Origin of the sequence: Leeuwenhoekiella parthenopeia (genome assembly GCF_020782115.1) — a bacterium.
GTDB classification, from domain to species: Bacteria; Bacteroidota; Bacteroidia; order Flavobacteriales; family Flavobacteriaceae; genus Leeuwenhoekiella; species Leeuwenhoekiella parthenopeia.
Map to the genome: position 1 here is coordinate 281,722 of NZ_JAJGMW010000001.1, position 16,864 is coordinate 298,585.

General features: G+C 37.6%; 9 protein-coding genes. All 9 read right to left on the reverse strand.

The annotated features are described in order from the left end of the window. Nucleotides 1-3 precede the first annotated feature (3 nt). Nucleotides 4-1,944: a DUF5060 domain-containing protein gene (locus LLW17_RS00930; RefSeq protein ID WP_228228391.1), complete on the reverse strand. Its 1,941-nt coding sequence runs from the start codon at nucleotides 1,942-1,944 to the stop codon at nucleotides 4-6. A gap of 151 nt (nucleotides 1,945-2,095) precedes the next feature. Then, nucleotides 2,096-3,163 carry a DUF1735 domain-containing protein gene (locus tag LLW17_RS00935; RefSeq protein ID WP_228228392.1) on the reverse strand — a complete coding sequence of 356 codons (1,068 nt, stop codon included), beginning with the start codon at nucleotides 3,161-3,163 and terminating at the stop codon, nucleotides 2,096-2,098. Nucleotide 3,164: 1 nt separating this feature from the next. Next, on the reverse strand, nucleotides 3,165-4,874 hold the full coding sequence (locus LLW17_RS00940; RefSeq protein WP_228228393.1) for a RagB/SusD family nutrient uptake outer membrane protein: 1,710 nt from the start codon (nucleotides 4,872-4,874) through the stop codon (nucleotides 3,165-3,167). Between the two features lie 8 nt (nucleotides 4,875-4,882). Further along, entirely contained in the window at nucleotides 4,883-7,951 is a 3,069-nt protein-coding gene (locus LLW17_RS00945) for a SusC/RagA family TonB-linked outer membrane protein (protein WP_228228394.1), read from the reverse strand. Nucleotides 7,952-7,988: 37 nt separating this feature from the next. Then, nucleotides 7,989-9,740, reverse strand: a complete 1,752-nt coding sequence (locus LLW17_RS00950; RefSeq protein WP_228228395.1) for a RagB/SusD family nutrient uptake outer membrane protein — start codon at nucleotides 9,738-9,740, stop codon at nucleotides 7,989-7,991. A gap of 23 nt (nucleotides 9,741-9,763) precedes the next feature. Continuing rightward, nucleotides 9,764-12,952 carry a SusC/RagA family TonB-linked outer membrane protein gene (locus LLW17_RS00955; RefSeq protein WP_228228396.1) on the reverse strand — a complete coding sequence of 1,063 codons (3,189 nt, stop codon included), beginning with the start codon at nucleotides 12,950-12,952 and terminating at the stop codon, nucleotides 9,764-9,766. Nucleotides 12,953-13,166: 214 nt separating this feature from the next. After that, the gene (locus LLW17_RS00960; RefSeq protein WP_228228397.1) at nucleotides 13,167-14,198 is read right to left on the reverse strand and encodes a nucleoside hydrolase-like domain-containing protein; all 1,032 of its coding nucleotides are present in this window, start codon (nucleotides 14,196-14,198) and stop codon (nucleotides 13,167-13,169) included. Between the two features lie 2 nt (nucleotides 14,199-14,200). Continuing rightward, a complete protein-coding gene (locus tag LLW17_RS00965) occupies nucleotides 14,201-15,808 on the reverse strand; it encodes a glycoside hydrolase family 43 protein (protein ID WP_228228398.1) in 1,608 nt (535 codons plus the stop codon). Then, a complete protein-coding gene (locus LLW17_RS00970; RefSeq protein ID WP_228228399.1) occupies nucleotides 15,805-16,812 on the reverse strand; it encodes a TolB-like translocation protein in 1,008 nt (335 codons plus the stop codon). Before LLW17_RS00970 ends, LLW17_RS00965 begins: the two co-directional genes overlap by 4 nt. Between the last annotated feature and the right edge of the window lie 52 nt (nucleotides 16,813-16,864).

Here is a 16,864-nt window from a genome sequence, read left to right on the forward strand (position 1 = left end):
CTATTATTTTTTAGTAATTACAACAGTCCAATCTTTTTGCTTCTTGTCAGGCGAAGTACCAAGTTTATGCATTCCCCCCCCTATTAGTTCAGTAATTTCTGTTTTCAATAACTTACCCCCAGTTTTTGGATTAAACCATTTCACATCAAATTTACCATTAATGCCGTTGAGATCCAGACTGGCTGTTTCCAAACTATTTATGTAGATAACATAAATTTCACCAGGCTTTGCAAAGCAATAAACTGTATTTTCATTATTGGAGTTGTTCACCAATTCATTGTGGTTTTCCATTTCCCAGTACGGAACACTGTTTTTAAAAAAATTCATTGCAATCACTGCCTGATCCCAAAACAAATCGCGGGAGCGGTGATCTTGTGCAGTTATGTCAGAATGGGAGTGCTTGTAACCATAATACCACTCTGTACCCCAGCCACCTGCCATAAAAGTGCCCCATAAGCCGTTACGCCTGGCGTCATAGTGGTCTTTGTCCTCCTCATCGGGCAATAAAGAATGCTGTGCATCGCCTGGTTCATCTACGGCAACAGCCCATGGTTTGCCCGATTCAGCAGATGCTTTGAGCCAATGCAGGACTTCGCCATGCACCATGCTAAAATCAGCCTTGTGGGTTTGTATCGATGGACCGGTAAGTTTACAGTCTGGTCCTAAAAGATCTTCAAACGAATTCCCATTGTGTATGACTATGGGGTGGTGATAGGGATCGTGATCGAAAAAATACTGCGCCATACTTTTACGCTGCATTGTAAACTGCGGTGGTGTCTTATGATTCTTGACCCAGTCACCATTCTCTTCACCTAGATTCCAGTTCAATGCTAAGTGGTGACCAAATCGCGCAATTAATTCCCGGTAGTACAGCTTAGAATAAGCCCCTACCCCCCCATTATCAAGAAGGCCTTGATTTTCCATTTCCAAGGTTTTAAAATGTAGGAACATGCCTAACTTATCAGCGTGTTCAAATAGGATTTCCCACTGATCCAATTTAGAAACATCCATGCGGTCATAGGTATCATAATCTATATAAGGAAATACATTTTGATCATCTCCTTTGATATTATTTGTGAGGAAAGAAAAAACATTCAGCCCCTTTTTTGCTAAATAATTAATAACCCCAATAATTGCTTTCCCTTTACCGTTTTGCCAGCTTGGATCACCTTCACCCCAATCTTTTAAATGTGGTTCCCAAGTCTTTACCAGTTCATCCTTGTGCCCATCATTGTGAAAAGTTCCATCAAAATCAACATATGCCAGGAAATTTTCAGGAGCGTCCGGTCCTACTTTTAGAAAATATTCTCCTGTTTCGGCAAACTGATAATAACGCTTACCAACATAATTTAACCGTCCTTTACTACGAAAGTCTCTTCCTGTTTTATCACTGGTGGCAATAGTAATTGACCCAGAGTTACCATCCATATATCCTCCGCTCTCACCGGGATCCTCACGGTCACTAACTGCTACCCAATTACCTTTTCTAAAGTCTACCTTGTACTGCCACTCTCCTATTTGATCTGGTGCAAAATGTACTTTCCACTTATCTCCAGCTGTTGCAGAAGTTTCGCTTGCCATTCCATCTGCAGCAAAATAGCCAGGAATCTTATAAACCGCACCACTAGAGATGTGTTTAAAAGTAACATCTAAACGATAGTTCATAAATGGATTTGGCTGTGCAGTTTCTGATGATTCTGGGCCATCAAATGTTAACGTGATTTTATGCCATTTCTTTAGTTCTCCTGTTACTTCTACAGAACCTTGAAGCCAACTTTGCATTTGATCTGATTTGTTAGCTATTCCATAGAAATTGCATTTGTCATCCTTTATCGTATTCAGGCGTTCAGAATCAGAATAAGAACCATTATCAGAATTTAGAGCTAAGGAGCAAGGAATCTTTATTAGTCCCAAAACAACATATAATAAAATAATGATTTTCATTTTAGAAAAATAATAGCACACAGAATGTTAGTAAAATGAATATTAATATCGCTGTAGCAATTTTGTATTCGCCGTACAATTTTTTAAAAAAAATTATCAAATTAGATCGTTGAAGATTATAGATCATGAATTGGATACTATTCTTACCGTGCTAGTCTTCGCTTAGTATAATATTGAATTCTTCAAATCGGAGATCGTCATTTCTAAAGACTAAGGTGTCATTTACACGGTGGTTTGCTCCATTCGTATCAGTATATGTATATTCTAAAAACATTGTTTTTCTAGACTCTTCACCCCAAATTTCAGCTCCCTGATCATCACGTGTTAAAAAGGTGCCTGAACCTTCAATGTTCAAATCTGAATCCTCCCGGCCCGTAATGCTTATTGAGTTACCATTTATCACTAAATTCAGTCCATACTCGCCAGCTCCCGTATTATTTCCTATTCTATTTGTTGCTACGGAAGTTAGACTGGTTGTGAAAACCTCAGTCAGAATGTTTCTAACCAAATCTTCAGTATTATAAATAACAGTATCAGTTGGTGAGCCCGTTGCGTCTAAAGTAACATCTGCACCTTTTTGTAAATAAACTCCGTGATATTTATTGATGTACTTTACAGCAAACAAAGTGAAATTTCGGGGCTCTTGATTTACTTGATAATCATCTGAAGATCTTGGATCTGGGTCTGTAACTTCATCTAAAGGCATACCATCCAAAACATCGTAATCTCCTGGTTCAATTTTTAAGGGAATTACGTAATTGGCGGAAAGTGCTAAAGGATCATTAAAGAATTCATCTGTGAGACTTACCCTCAAAAGCCCACTAAAACTACCACTTGGAATGGTAACTTCACTATTTGAAGCCAAAGTGTAATAAGATGATGGCATTAATTGTACCGGTCTCTCGTCGTCTGCAAAAAATGCGTCATTTACCAATTCAGGAGCTAATGCTATGTTGATGACCCGATTACGTTCATTAGAACGCAGTCCTCCAATTGCCACGCCAATATTAAATGATCTTTCAAGGTCAATAGAATTATCAATTCTACTATCTTCCTGAAGAGAGATGGTTCTAATTGGATACTTTATTGGGAAATACACATTTTGTATTTCAAAGTCATCAAAATCCTGTTCTTGATTTTCGCAACCTAATGTTATACAGGCTAATAATAGCAGTGAGCATAACCGAATTGAAAACAATTTTAGAGTTAAATTTTTCATTTTAGTATCCTTGATTTTGAATTATTGAATATTTCTGTGTTTCTGCTAGTGGGATTGGTCCATAAATTTGAAATGGCATATAATCTCTTACGCTTGCCTCAAAAACTTCAAAGCTTGTGGCATCTGGAGAAATACGTAATCCTCTAACATTTTCATCTATTAAATCCGTTTTAGACCATCGTCTTATATCCCAAAAGCGATTGCCTTCAAATGACAATTCTATCCGTCTTTCGTTGTGTATAAGAGTTCGCATCGCTGCTGTATTTGTAATCGAATCAACATAATCTGTACTCGTGATACCTCCTCTTAAACGGATAGCGTTGATAACTTGACGCGGAGTAATGCCATTTATTTCAAAATCTGGCCCTCCTGCTTCATTTGCAGCTTCTGCAAAGTTCAATAACAATTCCGTAAACCTGGCATAGGTATAAAAATGCGAAGCCCCTTGTGGTTGCCCATTACCGGGTAGATTTACATCCTCATTCATAAATTTTCTTAAATAGTATCCCGTTATTGTTGAATTTTGATTAAATGCTAAAGCATCAACGTTGGGATTACTAGCTCCGTCAGCATTTAGTCGAGTATTAATGATTTTCCCATCAAAATTTAAACCGTCATAAATGACATATTTGGCAAGTCTCGGGTCGCGATTAGCGTATGGATTATTGGGATTATAACTGGAAGACATATTAATAGGTTCTCCATTTCGCATAGGAAAGGTGTCTACAAAATTTTGACTAGGATTTGTGGATCCGTTTCCAAATAAAGATGGAGGGTAATTAGCTCCTTCCATACCTCTTTGATTTGTAGCATTTGTAGAAGCCCAAATAACCTCATTAGAATTATTTCTTAAATAGAAGTCAACATCTTGTGGTGATAAATTCAATCCGCCATAATCCTCAATCGCCTCAGCTGCGTACTGAGCTGCTTCATCCCAGGTTGTTGCATTAGAATTTGAATAAGCCGGGCTTGCAGCATACAGAGCCAATTTAGAACGGATTAATTTTACTGCTAATCCGTTAATTCTATTTTCATTGCGCGCACCATAAACCCGGTCAACATCAATAACTCCTGAGTCTGTCCATTTATCAGGTAATCCTCCTTCTTCTAATGCAGCATTACAATCAGCAAGAATGTAATTATAACATTCAACAAAAGTAGATCTTGGGATTTCCAGATTGTCTTGAGGATCAAGTACCCCATCCACAATAGGAAAGCCAAGAAGTTCGCCATTAGTACCAATACCAGCATGTGCCTGTAGTAATTGAAAATTCCAATAAGCTCTTAACCCCCTTGCTTCAGCTACAATGCGATTACTAAAATTGGAGTTCATAGTAGGGTCTGGAAACCATTGTACCCGATCTTCATTCTCTAAAAAGGTATTTAAATACAGATTTACTTCGTAAACCTGATTCCATATCGCAATTGGATTTAAGGCTGAATTCCATCCGCCCTGATTCATTGCATTTAAATTAGAACCCACATTATTAGTTGCTGCATCATCACTTACAACATCAATATTAAAGTTATAGGACGTTGGCAATCTATCATAGGCCACAAGCAGCCAACCCTCTGCAATTTCAGGAGTTGCAACAACTTCATCTTCTACTAGTCGGTTATCCGGATTTTCTGCCAAAAACTCATCACAACCAATTAGGAAAATTCCTAAAAAGCAAAGAAGTCCGGCAGAGAGTATATTTATTTTCATCATATGTAACTTTAAAATGTTGTATTAAGACCTAAAGCGAAACCAGATGTCTGTGGTGAAGATCCAACCCCAAAATTGAGGTTTGTAAATTCTTTATTCTTGTTGAAGGAAACGACATCAATACCTCTAAGGTAGATTTTCAAATCCTTAATCCCGCTTGTTTCGTTTGTTCTAAAATTATATCCTAACTGTATGGCAGGTATGTTGAAAAAATTATTTTCATACAGCCAAAAGCTTGAATTCCTATTATTATTACTGTTGTTCCCGGATGATAATCTGGGAATAGTGGCATTTACATCAGTATTACCCGGTCCATAGGCATCTAATGCATACACCGAATATTTATCCTGCCCGGAAAACCGGAAGTAACTCCCGTTTCTAAATTGATCCTGCCCAAATTGTCCTACGCCTAAAACATAAAACTGCCAATTCTTGTAGTTTAAATTTAAGCTCACACCATACTGCATATCGGGACGATTACTACCAATTATTCTTTGATCATCTACATCTATTACCCCATCACCATTGAGGTCAATATATTTGATATCTCCTGGCTGTACACTACCAAATGTAGGTTGTGGAAGCTCACTTCTCAAAGTACCATCTGGGTTGAAGTCATCAGGACCCAACAGTCCATCTGCAACGTAACTAAATATAGAACCTGAGGGTTGACCAGTAGCTACACGATACTGTGAATCGTCACTATAGATAGGCTCTTCAAATTTTTCGACAACTGATTTATTGTAAATACCCGTAAATCCAATTTCCATTTTAAAATCTTCTCCGATATCATTTTTTATATTAAGCTGATACTCCAGACCTTTATCGACAAAAGAATTATTATTAGCTGTTATTATATAACCTGTTAGAGCCGGTGTGGAACTATTCAATTGAGTTACTAGATCATAAGATCTGCTTCGGAAATAGCTAGCTCTAAGCGTAACGGTGTTATTAAACAATTCGGCATCAAAACCAAAATTCACATCAAACCGCTTTTGAAAATCAATAGGACTTCCCACCTGATCATAAAGAAGGATCTGATTTCGGGTTGCATTGAAACCAGTCGTATTATTGTAATTAAAAAATCCTGCTCTACTAAATGAGGTCTGGTATAAGAAGTTTCCATCAAAACTATCATTCAATGTAAGTCCTGCTGTGCCCCTTAATTTTAAATAATTAAAAATATCTGACTTCTCAAACCAATCCTCGTTACTAATTAACCAACCTAATCCTCCCGTAGGCGAAAAACCATAGCGATTACCTGGAGCAAGCTTCTGCGATCCTATATAAGCACCACTAAATTCAACAATATATTTTTCTGCGAGCATGTAATTAGCACGCAAACCAAACGTGAGTCTTTTTAAATCCTGTGTTGTCCCAGGTAGTGTTTGCTGTGTGCGGTAAGCTAAAGCAGTAATATCAATAGCGTGATCAGCAAAACTTCTTTCGTAATTTAATGTACCATAAAAACCCAATTGTCTATTAAATGCAGCTTCACTACTACTTACATTACGTTGATTAATAGGTTGATCGACTCCAATAATTGAAACCGCCAAACTGTCTTGTCCTGCTTGATTTTCCAAAAATTGAGGTTGATAAACAGCATACTGGCTACTTTGATTTTCTACAGAACGATTAAAAAAATCAAAGGTCAATTTACCACTCGCTGTTAAACCTTTTGTGATGAAACTTAGATCCCAATCCAAACCGGTATTAAATTGCAAATAGCGATCATTAATATTTTTAATCCCACGATTGGTCAAGTCTCCTATTAAGTTCCTTTGAAAATTTGCGTTACCCCCAAGAAGAAACTGTCCATCAATTAGCGAAGCATTTGAGAGATTGTCAATATTATCAACCCTATCAATGGGGATTAATAAAGGATAATCATTTGGTCTGGTGTTTTGAAGGATGGTCCAAAAATCACTCTGAATAACACCTTCATTATTAACATCAAAAACATCCGGAGTTTTGAAATAATCCAAAACAACAATAGCATCTAAATTAGCTTTTAATCTATCAGATAGTTTGTAATCTGTATTGGCTCTAAGGTTCAATCGGGTTGATTGATCTCCTTTGCCATAAGCAATCCAACCCTCACTTTGGTTCGCACCCAAATTAAGAAAGTATTGTACCTTCTCATTTCCGCCAGAAGCCTCAAGGTTGACGTCAAAACTATTAATAAGCCTGCTTACAAACCGATTTCCGTATAAGTCATTGTCTGGATAACGCACAGGATCTACACCAGAACGTGTAGCGTCAATCATATCCTGACTATAAGTAGTTGATGCTCCATCATTTATTCTTGCCTGATTAAAGGCTGTCATATAATCAGCTGCTCCCAAGTAATCTGGTAAAGCTCTTGGTACAATAAACTGATTATCGTACCGTACACGAATTTTATTTTGAAATGCCTCACCTCTTCTTGTAGTAATCAAAATAACCCCTTGATCTGCCGCAGCCCCATAAAGAACTTTCGATACAGGATCTTTTAAAACAGTGATTTTTTCAACCTCGGTAAGATTAATAAATTCAATGGGACGAGGTATCCCATCTACTACATAGATTGCAGAACCTATACCTAGAATATTATTACCGTTACGTACACCTCCTACTTTACCATTAATGGCACTGCCCACTCCGATACGTTGGTCTTGCTCAAGATGATCTTGCTGTACGTCAACCTCTACTACTGAGCCTACTAATTTTCCTTCCGGTAAACTTCCAAAGGGTAATTGAATACGATCTTCTGACCCCAAGCGAGACTCATTATTTACCAAAACAATGTTAATATTCTGAAGACTGTCAGCCTGTAATTCAACATATTGTGTAGCGAAGGCTTCTTTATCGATTCTTATCATTTCGGGTTCTACCATCTTGAATTGGAATTTTCCATTTGCATCTGTATAGGTTCTCTTTCCATTTAAAGACGATATACGTACGTTCTCAATAGGTTCTCCAATTTGATTTTTTACGGTACCTGAAATGGTGCTACCCTCAGCCCTATTTTGAGCATTCATACTGAATGACAGGCAGAACGTAAATAAGACAAATAGTATATTTTTAAACACTTTGTTCATTTCTTTGAATTATGAGTTAGTTAATAAGGATTCCGATCTACCAGCCTGGATTCTGAGGAAAACTTTCAAAAAGAAAGACTTGATTATCGGGAAACGGCATCCAGTAATTTCGCTCTTCAAAAATGAAAATCCTTAAAGACTCTCGATTGAAGAATGTATAATCTTTATCAAAAACCATTTTAAATAATTCTGGATAAGGACGTTCTTTCCATCTTCTGATATCATACCAACGATGCCCCTCAAAACACAACTCAACATCCCTTTCATTTCTTAATTGTTCTCTGAAATCACCGTCGTATGCTTCCGGACTAGCAGTAGTATTAGGCATACCTGCTCGGTTACGAACTGCATTCACCGCATCTACAGCTGACATAGTGTAATTTGATGCCGTTGCATTTGCATCACCGGTTGCTTCATAAATGCCCTCAGCATAAATGAGATAAATTTCCGCTAATCTTAAATGAGGTGTAGTATATCGAAATCCATTCCATTCCCTGTCAAAACGATTCGCTCCTCGAATCCAGAATTTATGTACGATATAGGGTGAAAGTGTATTTCCCCCATTTCCTTCTGCAATAGTTCTTCCTCCTTCATACATCTGAAGTCGCGTACGTTCAGCCAAACCTGCTAAGTCTCCATCAACGTATATTGCCTCTCTAAATCTGGGATCACGATCATTCCAACGTCTTGCATTATTATCGTCGTATCCACCCTGAGACATTGGCCCTGGTATATATTTTGTTCCATCTGCCATTTCAAACTCATCCACAAAATTTTGCGTTACAGCTTCACATTGAGGATTTCCCCCAAAAACACCCGACTCAGGAAGATATAAACGACCCAAAAAAGTTAAGATTTGTCCTGATCCCACATCAGTATTGACTTTACGAAAAATAACCTCATCGGTAACAGGAAGTGTTCCGTCATTTTTAGCAAACATATCCTGGTAGTTTTCAAAAGGCGTTAGGCTATATACGCCTTGATTCGCTAATTTTAATACTTCAGCAGCTGCTTCAGCAGCACGTAGCATATACTCCTTATCGAATGTCGCTGTATTTCTTGAAAATTCGTTCATTAATGGACTTCCGGCATACAGTAATGCTTTGGCCTTAAATCCTAATGCAGCTCCTTTTGTTGCACGACCATCGTTATTTACCGGCCATCGTAACGGAAGTAATTCTGCTGCACGGTCAAAATCTTCTACCGTTTTTTCCGTCATTGCTTGATAGTCAAACTTTCCGTTGTACTCGTAATAACGAGGTATGTCTAAGGTCTGATCCCCTTCAAAAACAAAATCTATATAAGGTATAGAACCAAATGCCCTACCCAATTCCCAATGGAAAAACGCTCTGAAAAAATAAGCCTGTCCTAAAATTAGGTTTCGTTCCTGTTCTGTAGCATCAGTTAACAAATCAATGTTTGCAATCGCAAGATTTGCGATACGAATTCCTTCCCAACTGTAGGCATAGATACCCTTATCACCCGCGAAAGGAAAGAAATTAGATCGTCCATAAATGAGTCCACGATAATTCCCATTTGCTGCTTCAACAGAGGTATTAAAACCTCGTGAACCCAAAGTCTCTCCTGTTAAATTGTGCCCAACAACAATCGAGTGATTGTTGTAATCAACAATGCTTTGATAAAGAGGATCAATAAAACCCTGGAAGCTTTGATAACTACCAAAAACATCATTTTGGTCAATGGCTATATCGTTTGGAATCTCTAAATAATCCTCGCAGCCCACCATTAACAGACTACTTGCTATTAAAATTAAAATATACTTCTTCATATGTCTTCTTAGCTTTTCGTTAATTAAAAATTTGCAGTCATACCAAAGTTTATCTGTCTGGTAACGGGATAATTCCTGTAATTAAAATCTTGACCTTCCAGATCCACGGGAAAATCACTCCATAAAATAAGATTGCTTCCGTTTACAAATAGTCTAAAGTTTTTAAGACCAAATTTTTCAATGAAAGTTTTAGGTAGAGAATAGGCGATCTCGGCTGATTTCAATCGTAAAAAAGAGGCATCTCTGGCGTAGAATGAAGCACTGCCTGATTCAGCACCATCATTCCCTACATTAAGCATTCTATAAGTAGGATTTGTATTTCCGTACTCGGGCTGCCAGGTATTTTCTAATTGTAGATCATAAATTACTGGTGCCCCAAAATTAAATTCACTCAATTGATTTACGGTTTGGGTCACATTAAACTGACCATAAAAATTTAAGTTGAAGCTGATGCCTTTATAGTCTCCACCCATGTTGAGACCATAAGTATTTTGAGGCCGCGTAGGATAGCCGTTAGGAATATTATCGTTGGCATCGATATAACCATCTGCGTTATAGTCAATAATTCGATATTCTCCAGGAAGGTTATTTTGATTATTATTGAAACCTATAACACCGGTATACATTTCGTCCCAAGTGTTGATTATTCCGGATGCGACTTGCCCTCTATTTTGGCCAATCTGAAAACCAACATCTTTACGATAGTCTGGCAAAAGCGGAGCGTTCTCTGCAAAAACATATTCATCGACAGCTCGCGCAAAATTGGCAGATATAAAATAGCCAAAGTCTCCTATATTATCTTTCCAGTTTAAGACAAGTTCGTATCCTCTTAACTTGGTTTCCTGAACGTTTGCTGGTGGTGGGGTGGCTCCGAATATATCTGAAGTAATCCGATTTGTACGTAAAATATCTTCCCTTCTCTCGTTGAAAAATTCCCCTGTTAAACCAAGTTTACTCTCAAAAAAGGCTAAATCTATACCGAAGTTTTGTTGAAAAGCCGTTTCCCATCTTAATTCCGGGTTACCAATAAAAGATTGAATATAATAATCCGGTCCAAATACCACCTGTCCATTTGCATTTCCAAAAGGAGAACTTGAATTATTACCGGTAAGTCTCTCATAAACATCCAGATATGCAAAAGGAGCCAGACCTGGCGCGTTATCATTACCTATCAGACCGCCACTATACCTAAATTTAAGTAATGAAAACACCGGCTTTAATGGCTCAAAAAAGCGCTCATTACTTACTGTCCAGCCCAGACCAACTGACGGAAAAAGTTGAAATTTATATCCCGGTCCAAAACGCTCGCTACCGTTGTAACCAGATGTCAACTCTATATTATACCTTCTGTCATAAGCGTATGTAAGACGAGCTGCATATTCTTCCCGCTTTCTTTGAATACCTCTAAAATCCGCTGTTCTGTAGCTTCTGTTGGCTTGTCTCTGAAAATTGAATAATGCCGTAATTGTATGTTTGTTTCCAAAAGTCCTATCGTAATTCAATTGCAATCGATATAGTAATTGAGATAATTGCTGATTGGCGGTATTCTGATCAACAAGCTCATCCAAATAGTTGAGTGGTGCATCAGAAAAGTCAAATCCTGATGTGTTTGTAGTTGGTTCAAAAAAAGTAGTGTATTGTTCAATAGGTCCGGGATTTTCCAAAGTATAGTAAAGGGGGTCTACTAACTTTAATAAAACTCCGTCATCCTGAACACCTCTACCTCGTGTTGCATAAGCATTATCATAAGCTATTTTTCCTTGAAAAGATAGACCCTCGGTAATAAAATCTAATTTTTGATTCAAGGTGATATCGGAATTAACCTCTGCTCTATTCTGAACATCAATTCCTGAAAAGTTTAGTTGAGCAAATGCATTCTCACCTAAGCGGTCAAAGTCATTAGAGAAACCATATATACCATCTTCATAACGTAAAACTGGTGTTGTACTGGGTTTGGAATAAACACCATACCAAAAACCAAATATTGGTGCTCCTGACTTTTGCTGTTCCCCATAAAAACCATTTAGATTCACAGAAAGTTTTGTAGAAGAACTAAGGTTAAAATCTAAATTGGTTCTAAAATTATAGCGCTCATATTTAAAATCGGGATCGTATCCCTGTCCAACATCGCGAGTGTTTAAAATATCCCCATCATTTGTATAACCTATAGAGCCATAATATTTTACAAAGTCTGTTCCTCCTGAAACACCCAAATTCACCTTATAAGATCTTCCGGTATCATTAGTGAGAACATCTTGCCAATCTATATTAGGATAGGCATAAGGAAATTCTCCTGTCCTATAAAATTCAAGTTCTCTTTGAGGAACGTAAAAGTTCCAATTGTTTGGTGAACGAGTTAATTCATTTATAATACCATAATTTTTAGCTTGTAGACTAGTATATGAATCCAGAACATTTGGAAGTCTTGAAATCGATTTAACAGCATAATTGGCATCTACTCTAAATTGAGCTTCCCCTGTTTTTCCTCTTTTTGTAGTTATTAAAATTACCCCATTTGCACCACGAACACCATAAACAGCTGTCGCAGAAGCATCTTTGAGTACTGATATAGTAGCAACATCTAGGGGATCCACATCCTGTATATTTCGCTCTACACCATCAACAAGAACAAGCGGAGAAGCGTCATTTGGAGTTGACCTTCCTCTAATTAAGATTTGAGAAGCAGACTCCTCACCTCCAAAAGGGCCTCCTGGTAATCCTGTACTGGTTAAAACAGTTACACCCGGCAATTGTCCACTTAAAGCATCTGTCAAATTTGTTTGTACACCACGTTGTACTAAATTTTCTCCATCTAATTGACCAATAGCTCCTACGACACTTTCTCGTTTTTGTGTTCCATATCCCACAACAACTATTTCATCTAGGGCGGCTACATCAGGTTTAAGATTCACTACTAGATTTTGAGACTGACTTATTTCAAACGATTGAGTAGCAAAGCCAACATAACTTATTACTAGCGTTTTTGTTCCTTCAAAGGTGATATTAAATTTACCATCGAAATCTGTTACTACTCCATTTTCCGTTCCTTGCACTAAAACGGAAACACCGGGAAGTGGTACACCGGCATCATCATACACGGTACCTGTTACTGTGTTTTGTGCTTGCGCAAAGGCAAATGTTGAAAACAGGATCAAGACCACTACTGCTCGCCGTAGATAGCTTGATGAAGAATTATGTACTTGTTTAAACATTAGTTGATTGTTTTTAATTTGTTCACCAAACATAGCTTGTTAACATAATATTAGACTTACTCAATTGTTTCTTTGTTTTGTTCATTTGTTTAAACCCGAAAAAAAAATAAAACAGACACTCGTTAACTATTTAAATTAGAGACTGTTAGTCAATATTAAGATCAAGCTTATTTGCTTAACAAGGAATTGGTAAAATGAGCTAATAAAAATTGAATTATTTGAAATTACCATTAGCTGCAGAATTACTTCTTGCTAAAAGTACATTGTGAATTTCTAGAGAATTGTTTCTAAGGTTTAACTCCATTTGTTTCTCTAGAACAGGATTGTTTGATCCATTTGATTTGAACTGATTGAGATGAACTCCGTATTTACCTAATAAAACCCAATAAGTTGCTGCGTCAGAATGATCAACCTTATCATTTACATATTTTCCATTTAAAAAAATTTGTCCTAGATGGCTTGAGTTAAACTGACTATAATACTCTATTCCAGATGGAGCTCCACTAACAAGACCATGTTGACCAATTGCGCCAAGCTCATAGTATTGAATGTTGCCCTTTAATGCTAAATTTTTCATATAAGTACAAGCCGCACGATCTTCATTACAATTAGCAACTGCTTCTGGATTTTCAAGTGTTCCCTGATGTAATGCACTATTAGTCCAATGAGCAATAAATCGAACACGTTTTAAAAGTTCTTCCTGTCCAGTCTGAAAAATATGTTTGACGAAAATTGCAGGCTCAGTAGTACTTCCCCAGATCAAAACATTTAGCGTATCCTTACTTTTTTTGACTTCTTTAAAAAGCGCTTTTATTGAATTGTATTTAGAAAGACTTCTATAGTTTGCAGTGGGATCGTAATGTTCAGCATTAGCCATAATCGATGACTGTATAAACGGGACTTCTTTCTGGTACCCGGAGTAAGTTGAACTTAATCCTTTAAGATCCTTACCATATGCCTCTCCAAAATAGGATTGAGCCCATTTGGCTTGATTGGGTGTATTTTTATGTTCAGATCTATGCGTGCTTCCAACAACTATTCCTTTAGTGTTGAATAAATTGGACATTAATAAATAACCGGCGAGAGCAGAAATGTCATCCGGATCATTGAGAGTGCCCATATGATTAGTGCCCTTCAAAGTTTTATCTGTCATATCTGTAAATATCCAGACATTTATCTTTTCGGTTTGAGCAATTGAGTTTGTTAAAAAGAAAAGGGTTAATAAATAAGCTACTGAAATTTTCATACCTAATTCTTTATATATTCAAACCAATCAAAGCTTGCTACGTTTCGGCTTTCATTTCCTCTGGAAGTTGCATACATACCGATATATGGACCATTGAAGCCGCCAGCATTTTCATCAGAAATAACTTCTAAATCAAAAATATTCCCAACTTCTATTAAATCAGTTTCTTTACTGCCATAGAATAGTTTCAGTTCGCGGCCATTGACTTGTACTTGTAGTATACATTTTTTAGCTTTAAAAGGAATTTGAAGCTCTTCAATTACGCTTCCATTATCAGTAATTTTCACCACGATGTTCGCTTTTGTTTTTAAAAACTTTATATGATTGGTGCTGTTACGATAAATTACTAGTCCGGCTGCCTCTGACTCCTTTTTTGCCATAAAATCAAATGATGTTGCTGCTTTAAATTTATAATCTTCGATTCTTCGTGCAATAAAAGAAGGATTGACGAGACTATCTATTACCTCGGGGCGTAATTGAATTTTCAGTTTTCCCTCTTTAATTTCATACCATTTTGTATTCGGCGTTCGCAAAAAATTAAACTGAAGAGGTAATTTCCCTTTATCAAATAGAATTCGATCAGAGTCAGAATTAAAAGGGTGCCAGGATAAATCTGGACGCTTTTGACTTTGTAATAATCTGCCTTCCCCAGGATTAAATACCGGTGTTTGACCTTCAAAGTTTACAGGCACCAAAAAGGTCTCCCTGGCCAAAAGAGTTATGCTGTCTTTTAGTCTTTTTCCCAAAGCTACAGCCCACCAATCACCTTTCTGGGTTTGTACCAGGTCTGCGTGACCTACTGAATGAATAGGATAATTTTGTCCTAAATTCCGATGCGTCAAGACAGGGTTTGCATGATCAGGGACATAAGGTCCCCATAGGCTATCGCTGTGGTGCACCGTGACGGCGTGGTGAAAGCCAGTGCCCCCTTCTGCAACCATAAGCGTGTACTTCCCATTGATTTTATAAAGATGGGGGCCCTCGGTCCAACGAGCATTTGCGGCATGACCATGGGTAAGCTGCTTTGGCTCACCTTTCATTTCACCAGTTTTAAGGTTTATTTCTTGCATCCAAGCTCCATTTTTATCGGGCCAGTCATTTAGACCACTTATATTTGCGTGACCTACATAGTATGATCTGCCGTCATCGTCCCAAAAAAGTGATGGATCAATGCCGCGGGTACCTGTCCAGATCGGATTTGACCACGGCCCCGCAGGATTTTTTGCAGTGATATAAAAATTACCGTCACACTGTACACATGTAGTAATTAAATAAAAAAGCCCCTCGTGATAGCGAATTGTAACGGCATAGATACCTCGACTATCTTTCAGTCCTTTTGGCAGTGGGACCTGGTCAGGTCGTGTTATCCCGTATCCTATCAATTCCCAGTTTACCAAGTCCAAACTGTGGTATATTGGTATTCCAGGAAACCATTCAAAACTGGAATTCACCAAATAATAATCTTCTCCTACACGTATAACGGATGGATCTGGATGAAAACCTGACAAAATTGGGTTATTGAAATTTGGAGGCTCTGAACGAATTTGAGCTAGTACCGTAAAGTGCAGGCTAAATATTATATATGTAAGGGTAACAAATATTTTTTTCATTGTTTTTGTTTTTTTTCTTGTTCTAGACGTTGCTGTTCTTCAAAATCCCAAATTAAAACCCCGTGCCCTACGCCTGTTGTCTCGCCCACACTTGAATATTGAAATGCCATATATCGACCATCATCACTCACTACAGGATTTGTAGCTTTATATTCTAAAGAATCATTAAAAAAAGTGATACGTTTCATTGTACCCGATCCATCAAGCTTAAGCTCATATAGATCAAGATAATCCCAAGTTGTGCGGTCTTCCCGCTTTGGATGATGACGTGTACTCTCTACCAATATCGATTTTCCATCTGGAAAAATACCTTCGGGCTCATCATAACAGTCTGGTCGTTGAGAATAATTAGTAAGCTTTTTAGAAATAAGGTCTATCCCCATTACTTCGGCTTCATATTCAATAGCTGGGAAGTGTGCATTAAATATAAGTTCATTTGTACCAGGTCTAAAATTTTGTGTTTCAAGGCGCCATCCTTTTAGAGCTCCTGGAAGCATTGAAGGAGTTAAAACTGTATCAATTTCCACTAATTGTGGCTTGCCGTCCAGATAGCTAATCTTACCCGTATAGATTTCGTCAATAGTCCAGGCAATGCTCATTTCAGTCCTTGATACCGCAGGACCCTCTTTACAATTTACACCCAATGGATGAGGGGGTTCAATTGAGTTGCGTTTAAGTACCCAGAGTTCTGCATTTTCGGGCTTTCGACTTTTCCATGGATTTTCAGAATCAAAACTTTTTGCGCCTGATAATAAAATGTCGCCGTTAGACAGATAAAGTGCCCTTACATAGCCTTCGTGAAAGTAATGATGGGTTAGTGGGATAAGTTTTCCTGTTGCAATTTCAACTTCGTAAACATCTCCAAAGGTTTTCTCTAAAAACAGGATATGCTTACCGTCTTGAGACCAGTCAGCGCGTTGACTAAATGTAGTGAGTTGTTTTACATACGGGGGTAACACCATAACTTTATCTCCTCCCTGAGGATAATAATTATTATATGCCAAAAAGTTTAAGCAATACACGAAAAACAACCATTCTAAAGAGGTGTTTCGAAAA

Coding starts and splice junctions, on each gene's coding strand:
- LLW17_RS00940 (WP_228228393.1), bottom strand. CDS start 4,874: ATGATGAAAATAAATATACTCTCTGCCGGACTTCTTTGCTTTTTAGGA.
- LLW17_RS00945 (WP_228228394.1), bottom strand. CDS start 7,951: ATGAACAAAGTGTTTAAAAATATACTATTTGTCTTATTTACGTTCTGC.
- LLW17_RS00950 (WP_228228395.1), bottom strand. CDS start 9,740: ATGAAGAAGTATATTTTAATTTTAATAGCAAGTAGTCTGTTAATGGTG.
- LLW17_RS00965 (WP_228228398.1), bottom strand. CDS start 15,808: ATGAAAAAAATATTTGTTACCCTTACATATATAATATTTAGCCTGCAC.
- LLW17_RS00960 (WP_228228397.1), bottom strand. CDS start 14,198: ATGAAAATTTCAGTAGCTTATTTATTAACCCTTTTCTTTTTAACAAAC.
- LLW17_RS00955 (WP_228228396.1), bottom strand. CDS start 12,952: ATGTTTAAACAAGTACATAATTCTTCATCAAGCTATCTACGGCGAGCA.
- LLW17_RS00935 (WP_228228392.1), bottom strand. CDS start 3,163: ATGAAAAATTTAACTCTAAAATTGTTTTCAATTCGGTTATGCTCACTG.
- LLW17_RS00930 (WP_228228391.1), bottom strand. CDS start 1,944: ATGAAAATCATTATTTTATTATATGTTGTTTTGGGACTAATAAAGATT.